This window comes from Geodermatophilus sp. SYSU D01106 (assembly GCF_054049995.1).
The window spans coordinates 101,886-120,228 of record NZ_JBJGYM010000005.1; the positions used below are offsets into that span (position 1 = coordinate 101,886).

The following is an 18,343-nucleotide window of genomic DNA, read 5'->3' on the forward strand; positions in this document are numbered from 1 at the left end:
GTGCACGGTGGGTCACGGACGTCCCGGGCGCGTCGCACAGGCGCTCCCGGTGATCGGCGAGAGCGAGCACGCTGACCGGGCGGCGGTGCCGCGCGGGCGCCGCCGTCTGTGACAGGAGGACGGCATGTACGCACGCTCGACCACGCTCACCGGTGCGCCCGCCACCATCGACGACGGCATCGCCCACGTCTGCGACGAGGTCATGCCCGCGATCACCGCGATGCCCGGCTGCATGGGGATGTCGATGCTGGCCGACCGGGCGACCGGCCGGTGCATCGTCACCTCCTCCTGGCGCGACCTCGCCGCGATGCGCAGCAGCGCCGACGCCGTCCGCGGGCTGCGCGAGCGCGCCGCGTCGGTGTTCGGCGGCCCGCCCGAGGTGCACGACTGGGAGGTCGCGGTCATGCACCGCCGCTCCGAGTCGCCGTCGGGCGCCGGCTGCCGGGTGACGTGGTTCCGCATGGAGCCGGCCGCCGTCGACCGGGTGCTCGACGCCTACCGCTCGGTGATGGTGCCGCGCATGGAGGACTACCCCGGGTTCTGCAGCGTGAGCCTGTTCCTCGACCGCGAGGAGGGCCTGGCCGCCTCCGCGGTGGTGTTCGAGGACCGCGACTGCATGGAGGCCAGCCGCACCCACGCGCGCGCCAGCCGTGACGACTTCGCCCGCCTCATGAAGGTCGCGATCATCGACGCCGACGAGTTCGACCTCGTCCTCGCCCACCTGCGCGTGCCCGAGACGGTGTGACCCGTCCCGGGCACGCGGGAGGACGGCCCTAGACGACGGCGGTGAAGGCCGGCCAGACGTCGTCGGGGCCGGCCGCCACCAGCGCGGCACCGAGCGTGCGGGACCAGGTCAGCTCGGAGCCGGCCTCGTCGCGCCACGACCAGCAGCGCCGGGTGAGGTGGTGCAGCCGGTGCTCCTGGGTGAACCCGATCGCGCCGTGCACCTGGTGGGCGAGCTTGGCCACCCGCTCCACCGCCTCGCCGGCCCGCACCTTGGCGGCCGCGGCGGCCAGCGGCAGGGTCTCCTCGCCGCGGCCGAGGGCCTGGACGGCGGCGTCGACGAGCGCGGCGGTAGCGGTGACCTCGCCGGCCATCTGCGCGAGCTCCATCTGGATCGCCTGGAACTTGCCCAGCGGCCGGCCGAACTGCACCCGCTCGCCGGCGTACTGCACCGTCCAGGCGAGCACCTGCTGCAGCGCCGCGGAGATCTGCACCGCGCGGGCCAGGGCGTAGCGGGCACGCAGCTGGGCGGCCCGCGCCGGGTCCAGCAGCGCGCCGGGCACGCCGACGCCGTCGAGCACGAGCGAGCCGCGCGGCTCCCCGGCGAGGTTGACCGCACGCGACGCCGTCAGTCCCGAGGCGTCGACGACGGCGAGCACCGCGCCCTCGATGCCGGCCGGCGGGGTGGCGAGCACCGCGACGTGCCGCGCGACGCCGGCCCACGGGACGTCGGTGGCGGTGCCGGTGAGGACGAACCGACCGGGGCCGTCGCCGTCGTCGGAGGGCTCCGCGGCCACCGTGCCCTCGAACGCCACGGTCAGCGGCTCGTCGGGCGAGGGCAGGTCGAGGTCGGCGGCCACGAGCGCGGGCCCGGCGACGAGCAGCTGCTCGGCCACCGGCACGGCGCCGGCCCCGGCGGCCAGGGTGCGCACGACCGCGACGGCGTCGGCGAGCTCCCCGCCGGAGCCGCCGGCCTCCTCGGGCAGCCCGACGCCGGTCAGCCCGGCGTCGGCCAGGGCGGCCCACAGGCCCTCGTCCCACGACCGCTCGGCGGTGAGCACGAACGGCTCGTGCCCGTGGAGGATCTCCCGGACGGTCTCGACCACCAGGTCCTGGTCGGATGCCATCAGCGCAGCCCCAGCCCTCGCGCCACGATCCCCTTGAGGATCTCGTTGGTGCCGCCGCGCAGCGTGTAGCCCGGCGCGTGCAGCTGCGCCTCGGCCAGCGCCCGCCCGAGCGGGTCGGGGCTGTCCAGCGACGCCGGCACGTCGGCCACCCGGCGCACCTCGTCGACGACGTCCTGCTCGAACGTCGTCCCCACGTCCTTGACCAGCGCGGCCGGGATGTCGGGCAGCTCCCCGCGGTCCAGGGCCGCGGCGATGCGCAGCGACAGCTGGCGCAGCGCCAGCGCCCGTGACGACAGCCGGCCCAGCGTGGCCAGCTGCGCCGGGTCCTGCGTGGCGGCGGCGCGGCGGCCGAACTCCGCCAGCAGCGGCCAGGTGGACAGGAACCGCTCGGGGCCCGATCGCTCGAACGCGAGCTCCGCGGTCACCTGGTGCCAGCCGGCGCCCTCGGTGCCCAGCAGCATGTCGCCGGGGACGACGACGTCGCTGAACACGACCTCGTTGAAGTGGTGGCCGCCGTCGAGGATGCGGATCGGGTTGATGGCGATCCCCGGCAGCGACAGGTCGACCAGCAGCTGGGTGAGGCCCTGGTGCTTGCCGCGCGGGCCCTCCCCGGGCGGGCCGGTGCGCACCAGCACGATCGCGTAGTGCGAGTGGTGGGCGTTGCTCGTCCAGACCTTCGCGCCGTTGACGACGAAGTCGCCGTCGGCGTTGCGGGTGGCCCGGGTGCGGATGGAGGCGAGGTCGGAGCCGCTGTCGGGCTCGCTCATCCCGATGACGAAGTAGCACTCCCCCGCGGCGATGCGCGGCAGGATCTCCTTGCGCTGCGCCTCGGTGCCGTAGCGCAGCAGGTTCGGCCCGGACTGCCGGTCGGCGATCCAGTGCGCGGCCACCGGGGCGCCGGCGGCGAGCAGCTCCTCGGTGACGGCGTAGCGCTCCTGCGCGGTGCGCTCGTGGCCGCCGTACTCCTTCGGCCAGGTCATCCCGAGCCAGCCGCGGGCGCCGAGCTTGCGGGAGAACTCCGGGTCGACGCCGGACAGCCAGGTGTCGACGTGCGTGCTGAAGCTGCCGGCGGCGAGTTCCTCGGCGAGGAACTGGCGCACCTGGAGCCGCACGCGCTCGGCGGCCTCGGACGGTGGCGCGGGCGCCAGGGTGAGCTGGTCGGTGGTCATGCGGTCTCCCACGTCGGCGTGGCAGTGGTCACCGTCGGTTGTACAGGTCACCGACGTGTCGCACCCGCGGGCGGGGGTGTCGGATGTCCCACTCCCGCGAGTGCATCCGGCCGTGCACCCGACGCGCCCGCGGGTCAGGAGCGGTCGTCGCCCGGGAAGGCGTCGGCGGCGAGCCGCCGCAGCTCCGCGACCGCGTCGCCCGCGGCGACCGCCAGCCGCCCGGCCGCCTCGGACACCAGCCGGCGGACGGTCGCCGGGTCGAAGCCGAGGAACTCCCCGATCCCGGCGGCGACGTCGGCCCCCGGGAAGGCCGCGGGCGGCTCGGCCCCGGACCGCTCCGGTGACCAGCGCATCGCGTCCCCGGAGACGGTCAGGTCGGCGCCCGCGCCGTCGAGCGCGTCGGACAGGTCCCCCGGCTCAGGTCCCACGGCCGCCTCCTCGCGGGTGGGCGCCGGCGCGACCGGCGCTACCGGGATGGTCCGCCCGCGGGGACCGGGCGTCCACCGGTCAGGACAGCCGGGTCAGGGCAACCGGGTCAGGGCAACCGGGTCAGGGCCAGCAGCGCGACGTCGTCGGCCCGGCGCGGCCCGGTGAGCGCGGCGAGCAGCCGGTCGGCCAGCACGCCGGGGTCGGCGTCCCCGCCGTCGCGGGCCGCGTCGGCGGCGACCGTGCGCAGCCGGGCCAGGCCGTCGTCGAGGTCGGCCGTGCGGCTCTCCACCAGCCCGTCGGTGTAGAGCACCAGGGTGGCGCCGGGCAGCAGCACGCCGGTCCACTCCGGCGCCGGGCCCGGCGGCGCGCCGAGCAGCCGGCCGGGGACGACGTCGAGCAGCTCGGCCCGCCCGCCGGCGACCACCAGCGGCGGGAGGTGCCCGGCCGACGCGATCCGCAGCGCCCCGGTGGCCGGGTCGAGCCGGGCGAACAACGCGGTGGCCATCCGCGGCAGGCCGAGCAGCGGCCAGCTGCCGTGCAGCCGGTCGACCAGCTCGGCCGGGCCCGGCCGCTCGGCCAGCAGCGCGCGGTGCACGCTGCGCAGCTGGCCCATCGTGGCGGCGGCGGTGACGTCGTGGCCGACGACGTCGCCGACGGCCAGCGCCACGTCGCCCTCGGGCAGCGGCACGACGTCGTGGAAGTCGCCGCCGACGTCGGCGCCGCGGCTGCCCGGCAGGTAGCGCGCCGCCACCGCGAGGCCGGGCAGGTGCGGGGGCGCCGGCGGCAGCAGGCTGGCCTGCAGCGTGTGCGACGTCCGCGACTCCAGCTCGAAGCGCGCGGCGACCTCCATGCCCTGCGCCATCTGCAGCGCCAGCTGCTCGGCGGTGTCGACGTCGGCCTCGGTGAACGAGCCGCGCCGGACGTCGTTGCCCAGGGTGATCACCCCGAGCGGCCGGTTGTCGACCACCAGCGGCACGCAGATGAGGTCGGTGACCTCCAGCGCCCGCGAGATCGCCAGGTGGCCGGGGCCGGAGGTGAACCGCGCTCGCAGCGCCTCGTCGATGCCGCGCAGCCACACCGTCCGGCGGCCGACCATCGCCTGCACGCTCGGGTGGGAGCCGTCGCGCCGCGGCAGGTGCACGTCGCGCAGCTCCTCGATGAGCGACCGGCGCGTCGGGTCGGCGTGCGCGACCACCGGCTCGGTCAGGCCGTGCTCGGTCACCAGGTCGATGACGCACATGTCGGCCAGCCGCTCCACCGCCAGCCGGGCGAGGCCCTCGCTGGTCTCGGCGACCCCGTGGCCGGCGGCCATCAGCCGCGCGGCGTCGAGCAGGAACGCCGAGCGGGTGGCCTGCCGGGCGGTCTCCTCGTGCAGCCGGACCCGCTCAAGCGCCTGCCCGGCCTGGCGGCCGAGGGTGGCCAGCAGGTCGGCGTCGGCGGGCGCGAGCGACCCCCGCGTGCCGGGCTCGGCGAGGCTGATGAGGTCGCTGTCGTCGGTGACGCCGAGGACGAGCACGAGCGCCCCGAGGTGCCGGTCGTCGGTGGCCGACACCGGCACGACGACGATCGCCTCCTGCCCGGCCTCCGCCAGCAGCTCCGCCAGCAGCGGCCAGCGCCCCCGCAGCCCCGGGCCCAGCGGCACCGTGCGCACCCCGCCCGTGCGCACCAGCTCCGCCCCCGCGCCGGCGGCCTCCGCCATCGCGGCGAGCAGCTCGGGGCCCAGGCCGTCGGCCGCGGCGAGCTGGACCGGCACCGGCCGGCCCTCGACCGGGCGGCCCGGCCCGCCCGCCGCCAGCCACAGCCCGGCGCCGCCGGCCTGCACCGCCTGCCGGGCCCGGCGGACGACGACGTCGGCGACGTCCGCGGGCGTGGCCGCGGCGGCGAGCTCGGACACCACCTGCTGCAGCGTGCGGGCGCGCCCCTCGGACTCCTCGGCGGCCCGTTGCGCGGCGAGCAGCGCCCGCTCGTAGCGCCGCCGCGAGGTGGCCTCGAACACGGTGGCGCGGATGAGCAGCGGCCGCCCGTCGGGGTCGCGGACCTCGACGGCGTTGACCAGGCACGGCAGCACCGACCCGTCGGCGCGGACGACGTCGAGGGCCACCTCGCGCACCGCGCCCTGCAGCCGCAGCAGCGGCGCGAGGTGGGTCTCGTAGTAGACCCGCCCGCCCGCGCTGAGCAGGTCGGGCAGCCGGCTGCCGCGGATGTCGTCGGGAGCCCGGCCGGTCCAGGAGCAGAACGTGCCGTTGACCTTGACGACCCGTCCGTCCGGGACCATCGACAGGTACCCGCAGGGCGCGTTCTCGTAGAGGTCGGCGGGGTCCTCCTCCAGCAGCCGCGCCAGCCCGCCCGCCCCGTGCTCCCCCTGCACCGGCGCTCCCTCAGGTCCCCGCGAGGAGGAAGGTCCGGATCGCCGCCGCCGTCTCCTCCGGCGCGGACAGGTGCGGGCAGTGGCCGGTGGCCGCCAGCTGGTGGAAGACGCTGCCGGGCACGTGCGCGTGCACGTACCGACCGACGGGCTCGGGCGCGATCGTGTCGTCGGTGCACTGCAGCACCAGCGTGGGCACGGTGACGGCGGGCAGGTCGGCGCGGTTGTCGGAGAGGAACGTGACCCGCGCGAACTGGCGGGCCACCCCGGGGTCGGTGCGGCAGAAGCTCTGCTGCAGCTCGGCGGCGACCTCGGGGTTGCCGGGCCCGGCGACGACCGGCGCCAGCGCCGCCGACCAGAGGTCCGGGTCACTGTCGAGGGAGTCCAGCAGGCCCGCGATGTCGGCGCGGCTGAACCCGCCGGTGTAGCCCTCGTCGTCGACGTACCGCGGGCTCGGCCCGACCATCACCAGCGCCCCGAACAGCTCCGGCGCCCGCCGGACGGCGAGCACGCCGATCATGGAGCTCACCGAGTGGCCGACCAGCACGACGTCGGAGAGGCCGAGCTCGCGGCAGATCTCGACGACGTCGTCGGCGTACCCGTCGAGTGAGGCGTAGCGCCGCGGGTCGTAGGCGCCGACGTCGGACGAGCCGGAGCCGACGTGGTCGAAGGTGACCACGCGGTGGTCGACGGAGAAGTGCGGGACGACGGCCCGCCACATCGCCTGGTCGCAGCCGAAGCCGTGTGCCAGCAGCATGGGCCGGCCGGTCGGCGGGCCGCTCACGCGCACACAGTTCCGCGTGATCACGCTCACCGTACCGACCGTAACGGACGCCGCCGTCTGTGTCCCCGTCCCGTTCCACACCGGCGCGGGGCCGCAGGTCAGCGGGGTGCCCGGCCGGCCGGGGCGCCGGGGCGGGGACGCCGGGAGCCGGGTGCCGGGCGCGACGACGGGCCCGGCACCGGGTTCACCAGCGGGAGGTGCCGCAGTCGCGGCAGCGCTTCTTGGCCGTCGTGGTCTCGCCCTGGCAGTTCGGGCAGGACCAGGTGGCCCGGTCGGTGGTGCGCTCGGTCGGTCGCTCGGTGACGGTCGTGGTCATCTCTTCTCCCCTGTCGTCCGGGAGCCCCCGACGGTAGGCAGCCGGGATGACGGGGAGATGTCCTGCGGGTTGCGGAAGGTTCCGGATCTCCCCTGACTCCGCGTCCATCCCGCCACGGGGCGCTGGCGGCGCACTGGGAACGGGCTGCAAGCCGGCTCCCCAGTCGCGGCCCAGTCCCCTGCAGGCGGCGGGCGGGAGCGTCCTCCCCAGCGAGCCGGACCACGGCTCCCCACCGAGGAGGCACTGCCATGACCCGCACCCGCCTGACCCGCACGCTGCTCCGCACCGCCGTCCCCGTGGCCGCGATGGCCACGGTCCTGGCCACCGCCGGCACCGCGTCGGCCGACTCCTACGCCTACAACGCCTACGACACGGACTACAACGGCTACTACGACCAGTACGCCTTCGACGACAGCGGCGACGGGTACGAGGACACCTGGGCGATCGACTGGGACGAGAACGGCTACGTCGAGCAGGTCGCCGTCGACACCGACGGGGACGGCTGGGCCGACACGTTCGCCTTCGACAGCGACGAGGACGGCTACAGCGAGGAGGTCGGCGTCGACACGACCTACAACGGCCTGCCCGACGTGTGGGGCGCCGACAGCGACTACGACGGCTTCATCGACGCCGTGGCCTACGACCACGACGACGACGGCTACGCCGACTGGTCGGAGGCCGCCGTGCCCTCCTCCTACGCCTACGCGACGGTGACCTACGTCTTCGCCGAGGCCGACGGCTGGGCCTACTGGGAGGTCGGCGTGGAGTACGGCTACGGCCTGACCGGCGACCACGACAACGGCAGCACCGGCATCGCCGCCCCGGAGTCGGGCACGGTCGAGTTCTCCGGCAACTCCGCCGACGACGACGCCGCGTCCGACGCCTTCGCCGAGGCCCTGCGCACCCTGTTCTGACCGGGCCGATGAGTCCGGGGGCCGGCGCCGGTCGGGAGGACGTGAGCACCCTCCTCCTCGTCCCCGGCGCCGGCGGCCGCGCCTGGTACTGGCACCGCCTGGTCCCCGAGCTGGAGAGCCGCGGGCACCGGGCGGTGGCCGTCGACCTGCCGGCCGGCGACGACGCCGCGGGCCTGGAGCGCTACGCCGCGGTGGCGACGGCCGCCCTGGACGCGGCGGCCGGGAGCCCCCGGGACGGCGACGTCGACGGGGACGTCGTCGTGGTCGGGCAGTCGATGGGCGGGCTGAGCGCGCCGCTGGTGGCGGCGCGCCGGCCGGTGCGGCTGCTGGTCCTGCTCAACGCGATGGTCCCGCGGCCCGGCGAGACCGGCGGGCAGTGGTGGGAGGCGGTCGGCCAGGCCGCCGCCCGCGCCGAGCTGGCGCGGGCGCAGGGGCGCCCCGAGGACGACGACCCCGACAGCGACTTCTCCCACGACGTCCCGCCGGAGGTCTGGGCGGCCGGCGCGGACCAGCCGTTCGCGCAGTCGGGCACGCCGTTCACCGAGCCGTGGCCGCTGCCCGCCTGGCCCGCCGTGCCCACCCGCGTGCTGGCCGGGCGGGACGACCGGTTCTTCCCGCCCGCCCTGCAGCGGCGGGTGGCCCGCGAGCGGCTGGGTCTCGACGTCGACGAGGTGCCGGGCGGCCACCTGTGCGCGCTGAGCCGGCCGGCCGAGCTGGCGGAACGCCTGGACGGGCTCGTGCGGGAGACGACACGCCCACACGCGTGACGCGCGGCCCGCGACGGCGCAGGATGGACGGCCGCCCGTGGTGCCGGTCATCCGGTACCGCGCGGTCCGATCGCCACCCCGAGCACGAGGGAAGTGCATTGCCGGCCACCCCGTCCGACGTCGTCCCCGACCCAGAACTGGCCCGCGAGCAGGAGTACGTCAGCGACCTCTACGCCCGGCTCGACGCCGCCCGCGCCCTGGCCGAGCAGCGGTGGAGGCAGGCGATCACCTGGCCCGCCGTCGACCCGCAGGCGCTGCAGGAGCGCGACGCGACCGTCCGCTTCCACGGGGAGCGGATGGTCGCCCTCGACGCGGCCGAGGCTGGCCTGTGCGTGGGCCGCATCGACCGCGAGGACGACGGCGGCGCGCTCTACGTCGGCCGCATCGGCCTGCCCGCCGACGACGCGGGCGGCGACCCGGCGCTGGTCGACTGGCGGGCGCCGGCGGCGCGGCCGTTCTACGTGGCCACGCCGGTGCACCCGCTGGGCATCGTCCGGCGCCGGCACATCCGCACCCGCGGGCGCACCGTCGTCCGCCTCGACGACGAGCTGCTCACCACCGGCATCGCCGGGTCGGGGCTCACCGGCGAGGCGGCGCTGCTGTCGGCGCTGGACGCCTCGCGCACCGGCCGGATGACCGACATCGTGCGCACCATCCAGGCCGAGCAGGACCGGATCATCCGCAGCGACGCCGCCGGCGTGCTCGTCGTCCAGGGCGGGCCGGGCACCGGCAAGACGGCGGTGGCGCTCCACCGGGCGGCCTACCTGCTCTACACGCACCGCGAGCGGCTGGCCCGCCGCGGGCTGCTCGTCGTCGGTCCGACGCCGACCTTCCTGCGCTACATCGCCGACGTGCTGCCCTCCCTCGGCGAGACCGGCGTGCTGCTGGCCGGGCTGGGGCAGCTGCGGCCGGGCCTGGACGCGCGCGGCGAGGAGTCGCCGGAGACCGCGGCGGTCAAGGGCCGGCTGGAGATGGTCGACGTGCTGCGCGCCGCCGTCCGCGACCGCCAGGTGGTGCCCGACGCGCCGGTCGAGGTCGTCGTCGACGGCTTCCCGCTCAAGCTGCGGCCGATCGACGTCAGCCGGGCGCAGGCCGCCGCCCGCAAGGCCGACCCGCTGCACAACCTGGCCCGGCCGGTGTTCGTGCGCCGGGTCGTCGACCTGCTGACCCGCCGCTACGTCGACCGCATCGGCGCCGGAGTGCAGGCCGGGCCCGACCTGCTCGACCGGGAGGACGTCGCCGCCCTGCGGAGCGAGGTGGCCCAGGACCCCGGCGTGCGCTCGCTGCTCGCGCGGCTGTGGCCGGTGCTCACGCCGGAGCGACTGCTCACCGACCTCTACGCCGACCCCGCGCGGATCGCCACGGCCACCGCGGGCTGGTCCGACGCCGACCGGGCGCTGCTGCACCGCCCGCGCCCGTCATCCGCCCACCCGGCGGCGTGGACCCCGGCCGACGTGCCGCTGCTCGAGGAGGCCGAGGAGCTGCTCGGGTTCGACGACAGCGCGCAGCGGGCCCGCGCCGACCGCGACCGGCAGCGCGCGCTCCGGCGGGCGCAGGAGACCCTCGACGTGCTGCACGGCTCGCGGTCGGTGGACCTCGAGGACGAGCACCTGGAGGCCGAGGTGCTCAGCGCCGGCGACCTGCTGTCGGCCGAGGACCTCGCCGACCGGCAGCGCGAGGTCGACCTGCGCACCACCGCCGAGCGGGCCGCCGCCGACCGCACCTGGACCTTCGGGCACGTGGTGGTCGACGAGGCGCAGGAGCTCTCGCCGATGGCGTGGCGGCTGCTGGTGCGCCGCTGCCCCACCCGGTCGATGACCGTCGTCGGCGACGTCGCCCAGACCGGCAGCCTGGCCGGCACCGACCGGTGGGAGGCGGTGCTCACCCCGCACGTCGGCAACGCCTGGCGGCTGGAGGAGCTGACCGTCAACTACCGGACGCCGGCCGAGGTGATGGCCGTGGCCGCCGACGTGCTCGCCGCGACCGGCACCGGCCTCACTCCCCCGCGGTCGGTGCGCACCGGCGGGGCGCCGCCGGTCGCGGAGGTGACCGGCGAGTCGGGCCTGGCGTCGCGGGCGGCGTCGGTCGGGGCGGACCTGGCCGCCGGCGAGGGGACGACGGCGCTGGTCGTGCCGCCGGGCCGTCGCGACGAGGTGGTGGCGGCGCTCGCGGAGCTGCGACCGGACGTGCAGTCGGGCCCGGACGCCGACTCCTCGCTCGGGCCGGTCGTGCTGCTGCCGGGCGAGGCCAAGGGGCTGGAGTTCGACTCGGTCGTCGTCGTGGACCCGCAGGGCGTGCTCGACGAGGGCGTACGCGGACTCAACGACCTGTACGTGGCGCTGACCCGGGCCACCCAGCGGCTGACGGTGCTCTCCCCCGGCCCGCTGCCGGCCGTGCTCGGGGCGCTGGAGCCTGCGGCGGCCTAGTCCTCTCGAGCGGAGTCGTGCTCTGCCCACGGAGACGGGGCAGAGCACGACTGCGCTCGGGGAAGGGCACCTGCTCCCGGGCGGTCCCGGTGGCCGGGGCCGCTCAGGAGGCAGGGCCGCTCAGGAGGCAGGGCCGCTCAGGAGGTCGTGGCCGCCGGTCGGAGGACGACGCCGCTGGCCGGGCGGGCCGGGATGCGGTGCAGCGCGATGGTGAGGTCCTGGTCCTCCGGGATGTCGACCGGCGCCGCCGCCAGCCGCGGGGCGAGGGTCGCCAGCAGCGCGATGGTGATCTGCTCGCCCGGGCAGCGGTGGTTGGTGCGCGGGTCGCCGCCGCCCTGCGGCACCAGCTCGAACGCGCCGATCTCCCGGCCGAGGAACCGCTCGGGCCGGAAGGCGTAGGGCTCCTCCCACAGCGCCGGGTCGTGGTTCTGCCCGTACAGGTCGAGCAGCACCATCGAGTTCTCCCGGATCGTCTGCCCGCCGAACTCCAGCCGCTGCGGCGCCCGCCCGCCGATGAACGGCGCGAAGGGGTAGAACCGGCGCACCTCGTGCGCCCACGCCCCGGCGAACCCCGGGTCGGCCGAGGCGAGCTTCCCGCGGTACCCGGGCCAGCGGGCCAGCGCGTGCCCGCTGAAGGCCATGAACCAGGCGACCGCCGTCGTCGGGCGGATGACGTTGAGCAGCTCGACGGCGGCCACCCGCGGGTCGAGCAGCGAGCCGTCGGCGTCGCGGTGCGCGGAGACGACGGCCAGCACCGAGCCCTCCGGCGCGGGGAGCTCTCCCGCCCGCACGCGCTGCACGACGTCGGCCAGCCAGCGCTCGCGCCGGCCGCGTGCCCGCCGCGCCCGCCAGTGCCGGGGCCCGCCGGTGGCGAAGCCGTCGACCATCGCGAGCAGGTCCCGGGTCAGGGCCGGCACCTCGGCGTCGGTCACGGGGATGCCGGCCCAGCGGGTGACCGACCCGGCGATCACCTCGGCGGAGGCGTCGAAGAGCACCACCTGCGGCCGGGTGGCCCAGTCGCGCACGGCGTCGTCCCAGGCGGCCGCCGTCCGCTCCGCGAGGGCGTCGATGCCGGCGCCGTCCATGAGCATCGCCACGAACATCGCCTTGCGGACGCGGTGCGCCTCGCCGTCGAGGGTGTGCACGGCGCCCTTGCCGAACAGCGTGCCCTGCACCGGTTCGGGGATGGCGTGCGAGCGGCGCACGTGGTCCTCGTCGTAGAGGAACCGGGCGGCGTCGGGACCCTCGATGCCCACCGCCGGCAGGCCGCCCAGCCGCGTGCCGACCGCCTGCGCGCCGCGGGCACGGCGCAGGTCCGGCAACCAGGCGTACCCCTTGGCGAGCAGGGCCAGGGAGTTCTCGAGACGCATGCGTCCGCGGTGCCCCGGACGGCGGGCGGCCAACCGCTCAGCCGGGGCGCTGGGACTGCAGGCGGTCGTCGCGCGGCTCGCTGGCGGCGTCGGCGGGGCCGTCGGAGGCGTCCGCGTCGTCGCGGCGCCCCGCCGACCGCCCGTGCCCGAGCCGGCGCAGCAGCGCGCCCACCTCGGCGGCGGCCGACGTCGTCGCCACGCCCTCCGGCAGCCGCGCGGCCACCTGCTGCAGCGCCTCGGCGAGGTCGCGCTCGTCGGCGTCGAGCATCCCGCGGTAGGCGGGGTCGAGCAGGTAGCCGGTGGGCGGGGTGGACAGGCAGCCGATGAGGTCGAGCAGCACCTCGAGCCGACGCGCGGCCTCGGCGGGCGGGGTGCTGCCGCGCGACATCGCGACCGTCTCCACGTCCTGCTCCCACAGGCGGCTGCGGGCGGCGTCCTCCCGGAGCGCGAGCACGGTGCCGGTGCGGTGCCGGGGCTCGCGGCCCGGCCCGGAGACGGCGCTGCGCACCTGGTGGGCGATGCGGATGAGGTCGTCGTCGAGCATCGAGGTGCCCACGAACAGCACGTGCCGGGTGAGCAGCAGCGAGTGCAGGACGCCGGCCAGGGCGGCCCGCGAGTCGCCCAGCTGCAGGTACTCCTCGCGCGTGAGGACGACGCTCTCCGGGTGCGCGGCGTCGCCGTGCAGCTTGAGCAGCCACGGCTTGCCGGGCCGGGCCTCGTCGTAGGGCAGCACCGACAGCTCCCGGCCGATGTCGGCGGCGGCGAGCTCCACCAGCGGGTCGTAGTTCGTCGTCACGAACTCCTGCACCGGCAGGTCGGCGATCAGCGCGTGCGCCAGCGCGTAGGGCCCGGGGCCGAAGCGGTCCTGCACGAACTCCTGCAGCCGGTCGCGGCCGAGCTCGCGGGCCAGCAGCGCCGCGGAGTCCTGGGGCGGCAGCTGCGCGAGCCCGGCGCGCAGGTCCTCGTCGAGGCCGGAGCGGCCGGCGAGCTCGCCGAGCAGCTGCTCCCACGTGGGCAGGCCGGCCGCGGCGCTCACCCCCGCGCCGATGAACAGCGCCAGCTGGCCGCGCCGCGCGCGCTCCCCCAGCTGCTCGGCGAGCGTGCGCAGCGTGTCCGGCAGGTCCCAGCCGGTGTCCTCGCCGCGGCGGATGCGCTGGGCGGCGGCGAGGTCGCTGGGCCCGCGCAGCACCAGCGCGACGTCGAAGCCGTGCTCGTCGGCGGCCTCGCGCAGCACCGGCAGCAGCTGCTGCAGCAGGTCCCCGCGCCGCCCGGCCGCGCCGCCCCAGCCGGTGCCCAGCGCCGGCAGCCCGACCAGCCGGCGCGCCCGGCCGTGCACCGGCTCGGTCACCTCCCGGCGGGCGACGGCGGCCAGCGCCTCCCGGGCGCCGTCGAGCAGCCAGTCCAGGCCACGGCCGCAGTCGTCGACGGTGTCGAGCAGCCACGCCTGGCGCGGGCCCTCCCCCGGCACGGCCAGCACCCGCTCGTCGCCGGACCACGCGAGGTCCACGCAGACGCCCTCGTGGTCCTCCTCGGCGACCAGGTCGGCCGGGAGCAGGTCCCGCCAGCTCGCGGCCACCCGCAGCGTGCGGCCGGTGGGCACCAGGACGTCGTCGCAGGTCAGGCGGGTGAGGTCGGCGCCGACGACGAAGACGTGTCCGCTCACGCCCCTCCCCTACCCACCCCGCCCCCGGGGCGGAACGGGACCGGGGCGTTCCGCCTCAGGCGCTGCCGCAGCCCCCGGCCGAGCAGGCGCAGCCACCGCAGCCGAGCGGGCGGGCGGGCGCCGGCTGCCGCGCCACCGTGCGCAGCCCGGCCGCGGCGACCAGCAGCGGCACCCCGGCCACCCCGGTGGCCAGCGCCGCCACGACGGTGGCGACGTCGGCCGCGCGGCCGGTGCCCTGCACCAGCGCGGTGGCGGCCAGCAGGCCGCCGACCAGCAGCGCCCACACCAGCAGCGCCAGCCCGCCCCGCCGGGCGGCGCCCCCGCGGGCGAGCGCGACGGCGGCCGCGCCGACCAGCGCCAGCGGCACCCCGAGCAGCAGCACCCACCCGGTGAGCGGGGCGGAGAGGACGGCGACGGCCACCGCGGCCAGTCCCCCGGCGACGGCGAGCCCGCCGGGCAGCGCCGTCCCGGCCCGGAGCAGCTGCGCGCCGCGGGCGGCGGCGAGCACGCCCAGGGCACCCAGCAGCAGGCGGGCGCCGAGGTCGCCGGTCAGCACCGCGACGACGGCCACGACGGCGACGACGAGCAGCGCGACGCCGAGGGCGGCCCGCAGCGGCCAGGCACGGCGGGCGGCCTCCTGCTCGGTCGGCGCGGCCGCCGTCCGTCCCGGGGTCCCTGCTGCCGTACCTGCTGCCGTGCGTGCTGCCGTCGGGGTCGCCACGGAGGCCAGTGTCCCGCATCCGCCGGCCGGGGTGGCGGCGCACCCGGCAGGCGGGGCGAGGACGTGCGAGGCTGCACCGGCCGCGCAGCCCACCGCGGCACGGGACGACGGGAGGCGCGTGGCCGAGGAGGTCGCCCCCGCCGTCCGGCGTGCCGCGCGGAGTCCAGCGCTCCGCCACACCGCCCGCGCCGGCCTGCTCGGCTACGCGCTCATCCACCTGCTCGTCGCCTGGCTCGCGCTGCAGCTGGCGTGGGGCCCGGGCCGGGCACGCACCGCCGGGCGCTCGGCCGACTCCGCCGGGGCCCTCGACGTCCTGGCCGAGTCCCCACTCGGCGACGGCCTGCTCTGGGTGCTCGCCGCGTCGCTGGCCGGGCTGTGCCTGTGGCAGGCGGTGGAGGTGCTGCGCCACCACCGCGGGGTGCCACCGCCGGGACCGCGCCGCCGCGAGGCGCTCGGGCAGCTGGGCAAGACCGTCGGGACGGCGCTGCTCTACGGGTTCCTCGCCGTCTCCGCCGTCCGCGCCGCGTTGGGCGACCGGTCGGGGCGCCGCGAGGAGGAGGAGACGGTGCGCGGCGTGCTCGGCTGGCCCGGCGGCCAGGTGCTCGTGGTCGCCGTCGCGCTGGTCGTGGTCGGCATCGGCGCCTACCACGTGCGCAAGGGCTGGCGGTCGGACTTCCTGGGCGAGATCGAGCTGTCCACCGTCACCCCGGCCCTCCGCGCGCTCACCCACCGCGCGGCCCAGGCCGGGTTCGTGCTCAAGGGCGTCGCGCTCGTGCTCGTGGGCGCGGTGGTCGGCTGGGCGGCGGTCACCGTCGACGCCGACAGCGCCACCGGCCTCGACGGCGCCCTGCGCACGGTGGCCACCTCGCCGGTCGGCCCGGCCGCGCTGACCGTCGTCGCCACCGGGCTGGCCGCCTTCGCCGTGTACCTGCTGGCGCGGGCCCGGCACCCCGTCGGCTGAGCCCGCGCGCTCGACCCGCGCGGTGATCGTCTCCGTGCCACGCTGAACGGCGCACGGGGGTGCGACGACGGGAGGCCAGACGATGAGCGGTACGGGGTCGGTGACGGGCGCGGCCGGCCGCGCGGGCAACAGCGACGCACTGGAGAACCTGGCCCGGGTCGGGTTGATCGCCTACGGCGTCGTCCACCTGCTCATCGCCTGGCTGTCCCTGCAGCTGGCGTGGGGCGGCGGCGGCCAGTCCGCCGACCAGTCCGGCGCGCTGGCCACCCTCGCGGAGTCGCCGGTGGGCAAGCCGCTGCTGTGGGTGCTCGCGATCGGCCTGGTCGCGCTGGCGCTGTGGCAGGCCGCGGAGGTGTTCCGCTGGCGGTCGGGCTGGTCGGCGTCGGGCGACCAGCGGAAGAAGGCGCTCGGCCGCTCGGGCAAAGCGGTGGCCAAGGCCGTCGTCTACCTCGTCCTCGCGGTCACCGCGTTCCGCGCCGCGACCGGCGGCGGGCAGTCGAGCTCGGGCCAGCAGCAGCAGACCGCGGCCGGCGTCTTCGGCTGGCCCGCCGGGCGCTGGCTGGTCGGGCTGGTGGGCCTGGTCGTCGTCGGCGTCGGGATCTACCACGTGGTCAAGGGCGTGACGAAGAAGTTCCTCGAGCAGGTCGACCTGTCCTCGGCGCCGCAGTCGGCGCGCCGGACGGTCACCCGCCTCGGTCAGGTCGGCTACCCGGCGAAGGGCGTCGCGCTCGGCGTCGTCGGCGTCCTGTTCGTCTGGGCCGCGGTCACCTTCGACCCCGCCAAGGCCTCGGGCCTCGACGGCGCCATGCGCACCATCCTCGACGCGCCGTTCGGCCGGGTCCTGCTCACCCTGGTCGCGCTCGGCATCGCCGCGTTCGGCGCCTTCTGCTTCGTCCGGGCCCGCTACCCCGAGCGGACGTGACGGGCGGTCTCCTCGCCCGGGTGCACCGCGCGGTCACCGCCGCCCGCGAGGTCACCGACCACCCGGTCCTGCGCGCGCTCGCCCGGGTCGGGCTGGTCGCCTACGGCGTGGTGCACCTGCTCATCGCCTGGCTGACCTGGCGGGTGTCCCGCGGGGCGGAGGAGGCCGACGCCGACCAGACCGGCGCGCTGCACGCGGTGGCCGGCACGCCCGGCGGCGGGGTGCTGCTCTGGGCGATCGGGCTGGGCCTGCTCGCGCTGGCGCTGTGGCAGGCCGGGGAGGTGCTGCTGTGGTGGCACGGCGTCCTCGACGGAGCGCACCGGCTCCGCGCCGCCGTCGTCTGCGCCAAGTGCCTGGCGAAGTCCGCCGTCTACGCCGTCCTCGGGGTCACCGCGCTGCTGTTCGCCGTCGGCGCGGAGTACGAGGCCGGCGCGCGGCTGCGGGAGCTCACCGGCGAGACGCTCGAGGTGCCCGGCGGCGCGGTGGCCGTCGGCGCGGCGGCGGTCGGCATCGTCGCCCTCGGCCTCTACTCGCTGTGGCGCGGGGCCACCGGCGGCTTCATGAAGGACGTCGACCTGCCCGCCGCCCCCGACCGGTTCGAGCCGGTGATCGAGGTGATCGGCCGGGTCGGGTACGCGGCCAAGGGCGTGGCGTTCGGCGTCGTCGGCGTGCTGCTGTTCCGCGCCGCGACGACGGCCGACGTCTCCACCGCCACCGGCCTCGACGGCGCGATGACGGCGATCGGCCGCACGGGCGCGGGCCCGGCGCTGCTCGCCGTCGTGGCGGCCGGCTTCGCCGCGTTCGGCGTCTACGCCCTGGCCCGCGCCCGCTACCCCGACCGCGACCCGTCGTCCTAGGTGCGGGGGCCGCCGGCGACGTAGACGACCTGGCCGGACACGAAGCCCGCGCCCTCGCTGACGAAGAACGAGACGGTGTGCGCGATGTCCTCGGGCGTGCCGGCGCGGGCCACCGGGATGGCGGCGGCCCGCTCGGCCACGTACTCGTCCCAGTCGCGGCCGATCCGCTCGGCGGTCGCCTTCGTCATCTCCGTCTGGATGAAGCCCGGCGCGATCGCGTTGGCGGTGACGCCGAACTTGCCCAGCTCGATGGCGAGGGTCTTGGTGAAGCCCTGCAGGCCGGCCTTGGCGGTGGCGTAGTTGGCCTGGCCGCGGTTGCCGAGCGCCGAGGTGCTCGACAGGTTGACCACGCGGCCCCACTTCGCATCCACCATGTACTTCTGGCACGCGCGCGCCATGAGGAACGAGCCGCGCAGGTGCACGTGCATGACCAGGTCCCAGTCGGCGTCGGTCATCTTGAACAGCATGTTGTCGCGGGTGACGCCCGCGTTGTTGACCAGGACGACGGGCGGGCCGAGCTCGGCGGCGATCCGGTCGACGGCAGCCTGGACCTGCTCGGCGTCGCCGACGTCGGCCCCCACCCCCAGCGCCCGCCCGCCGGCGGCCTCGACGGCCTGCACGGTGTCGGCGGTGGAGGCCTCGTCGAGGTCGAGGACGGCGACGGCGAACCCGTCGGCGGCCAGGCGCAGCGCGGTGGCCGCGCCGATGCCGCGGGCGGCGCCGCTGACGATCGCGACGCGGGCGGGGGACTCGCTCATGGGGAGGCTCTCCTCGGGGTCGGGGGCTGCCGGCCGATCATGCCGGGCAGCCCCCGGACACGCCGGGCGAG

At 77.0% G+C, this 18,343-nt stretch carries 17 protein-coding genes; 7 read left to right on the plus strand and 10 right to left on the minus strand.

The window, feature by feature from the left end:
• Positions 1-124 precede the first annotated feature (124 nt).
• The gene (locus ACI78R_RS07365; protein WP_073420501.1) at positions 125-745 is read left to right on the plus strand and encodes an antibiotic biosynthesis monooxygenase; all 621 of its coding nucleotides are present in this window, start codon (positions 125-127) and stop codon (positions 743-745) included.
• 28 nt (positions 746-773) lie between these two features.
• Here ACI78R_RS07365 and ACI78R_RS07370 read toward each other — a convergent pair whose 3' ends face one another.
• From ACI78R_RS07370 to ACI78R_RS07395, 6 genes are all read right to left on the minus strand, one after another.
• On the minus strand, positions 774-1,850 hold the full coding sequence (locus ACI78R_RS07370) for an acyl-CoA dehydrogenase family protein (protein ID WP_073420503.1): 1,077 nt from the start codon (positions 1,848-1,850) through the stop codon (positions 774-776).
• A complete protein-coding gene (locus tag ACI78R_RS07375) occupies positions 1,850-3,019 on the minus strand; it encodes an acyl-CoA dehydrogenase family protein (protein ID WP_457040198.1) in 1,170 nt (389 codons plus the stop codon). Before ACI78R_RS07375 ends, ACI78R_RS07370 begins: the two co-directional genes overlap by 1 nt.
• 134 nt (positions 3,020-3,153) lie before the next feature.
• On the minus strand, positions 3,154-3,447 hold the full coding sequence (locus ACI78R_RS07380) for a hypothetical protein (RefSeq protein ID WP_457040199.1): 294 nt from the start codon (positions 3,445-3,447) through the stop codon (positions 3,154-3,156).
• A gap of 107 nt (positions 3,448-3,554) precedes the next feature.
• Positions 3,555-5,816 carry a SpoIIE family protein phosphatase gene (locus ACI78R_RS07385; RefSeq protein ID WP_457040200.1) on the minus strand — a complete coding sequence of 754 codons (2,262 nt, stop codon included), beginning with the start codon at positions 5,814-5,816 and terminating at the stop codon, positions 3,555-3,557.
• A 10-nt stretch (positions 5,817-5,826) separates the two neighbouring features.
• A complete protein-coding gene (locus ACI78R_RS07390; protein ID WP_457040201.1) occupies positions 5,827-6,597 on the minus strand; it encodes an alpha/beta fold hydrolase in 771 nt (256 codons plus the stop codon).
• Between the two features lie 184 nt (positions 6,598-6,781).
• Complete coding sequence (locus ACI78R_RS07395) at positions 6,782-6,913, minus strand: hypothetical protein (RefSeq protein ID WP_281248085.1); 132 nt, start codon at positions 6,911-6,913, stop codon at positions 6,782-6,784.
• A 248-nt stretch (positions 6,914-7,161) separates the two neighbouring features.
• Here ACI78R_RS07395 and ACI78R_RS07400 point away from each other — a divergent pair, with 248 nt between their 5' ends.
• From ACI78R_RS07400 to ACI78R_RS07410, 3 genes are all read left to right on the plus strand, one after another.
• On the plus strand, positions 7,162-7,827 hold the full coding sequence (locus tag ACI78R_RS07400; protein ID WP_073420508.1) for a hypothetical protein: 666 nt from the start codon (positions 7,162-7,164) through the stop codon (positions 7,825-7,827).
• A gap of 41 nt (positions 7,828-7,868) precedes the next feature.
• Positions 7,869-8,594: an alpha/beta fold hydrolase gene (locus ACI78R_RS07405; protein ID WP_457040202.1), complete on the plus strand. Its 726-nt coding sequence runs from the start codon at positions 7,869-7,871 to the stop codon at positions 8,592-8,594.
• A 98-nt stretch (positions 8,595-8,692) separates the two neighbouring features.
• Positions 8,693-11,020, plus strand: a complete 2,328-nt coding sequence (locus tag ACI78R_RS07410; RefSeq protein WP_457040203.1) for a HelD family protein — start codon at positions 8,693-8,695, stop codon at positions 11,018-11,020.
• A 137-nt stretch (positions 11,021-11,157) separates the two neighbouring features.
• Here the strand turns inward: ACI78R_RS07410 and ACI78R_RS07415 are convergent, their stop codons facing one another.
• Genes ACI78R_RS07415 through ACI78R_RS07425 form a run of 3 tightly spaced genes read right to left on the minus strand, consistent with a single transcriptional unit; the run spans position 11,158 to position 14,774 of the window.
• Positions 11,158-12,390, minus strand: coding sequence for a cytochrome P450 (locus tag ACI78R_RS07415; protein ID WP_457040204.1), 1,233 nt, complete (start codon positions 12,388-12,390; stop codon positions 11,158-11,160).
• A gap of 37 nt (positions 12,391-12,427) precedes the next feature.
• Positions 12,428-14,053: an SIR2 family NAD-dependent protein deacylase gene (locus tag ACI78R_RS07420; RefSeq protein ID WP_457040205.1), complete on the minus strand. Its 1,626-nt coding sequence runs from the start codon at positions 14,051-14,053 to the stop codon at positions 12,428-12,430.
• A gap of 55 nt (positions 14,054-14,108) precedes the next feature.
• A complete protein-coding gene (locus tag ACI78R_RS07425; protein ID WP_073420513.1) occupies positions 14,109-14,774 on the minus strand; it encodes a hypothetical protein in 666 nt (221 codons plus the stop codon).
• 118 nt (positions 14,775-14,892) lie between these two features.
• Between ACI78R_RS07425 and ACI78R_RS07430 the strand changes: the two genes are divergently transcribed.
• From ACI78R_RS07430 to ACI78R_RS07440, 3 genes are all read left to right on the plus strand, one after another.
• Positions 14,893-15,735, plus strand: coding sequence for a DUF1206 domain-containing protein (locus tag ACI78R_RS07430; protein ID WP_457040206.1), 843 nt, complete (start codon positions 14,893-14,895; stop codon positions 15,733-15,735).
• Positions 15,736-15,817: 82 nt separating this feature from the next.
• A complete protein-coding gene (locus tag ACI78R_RS07435) occupies positions 15,818-16,657 on the plus strand; it encodes a DUF1206 domain-containing protein (RefSeq protein ID WP_457040207.1) in 840 nt (279 codons plus the stop codon).
• Positions 16,654-17,514 (plus strand): DUF1206 domain-containing protein, encoded by an 861-nt coding sequence (locus ACI78R_RS07440; protein ID WP_457040208.1) that lies wholly within the window; start codon positions 16,654-16,656, stop codon positions 17,512-17,514. The genes ACI78R_RS07435 and ACI78R_RS07440 overlap by 4 nt, the downstream gene beginning before the upstream one ends.
• Here the strand turns inward: ACI78R_RS07440 and ACI78R_RS07445 are convergent.
• Positions 17,511-18,272 carry an SDR family oxidoreductase gene (locus tag ACI78R_RS07445; RefSeq protein ID WP_457040209.1) on the minus strand — a complete coding sequence of 254 codons (762 nt, stop codon included), beginning with the start codon at positions 18,270-18,272 and terminating at the stop codon, positions 17,511-17,513. The genes ACI78R_RS07440 and ACI78R_RS07445 overlap by 4 nt on opposite strands.
• Positions 18,273-18,343 lie beyond the last annotated feature (71 nt).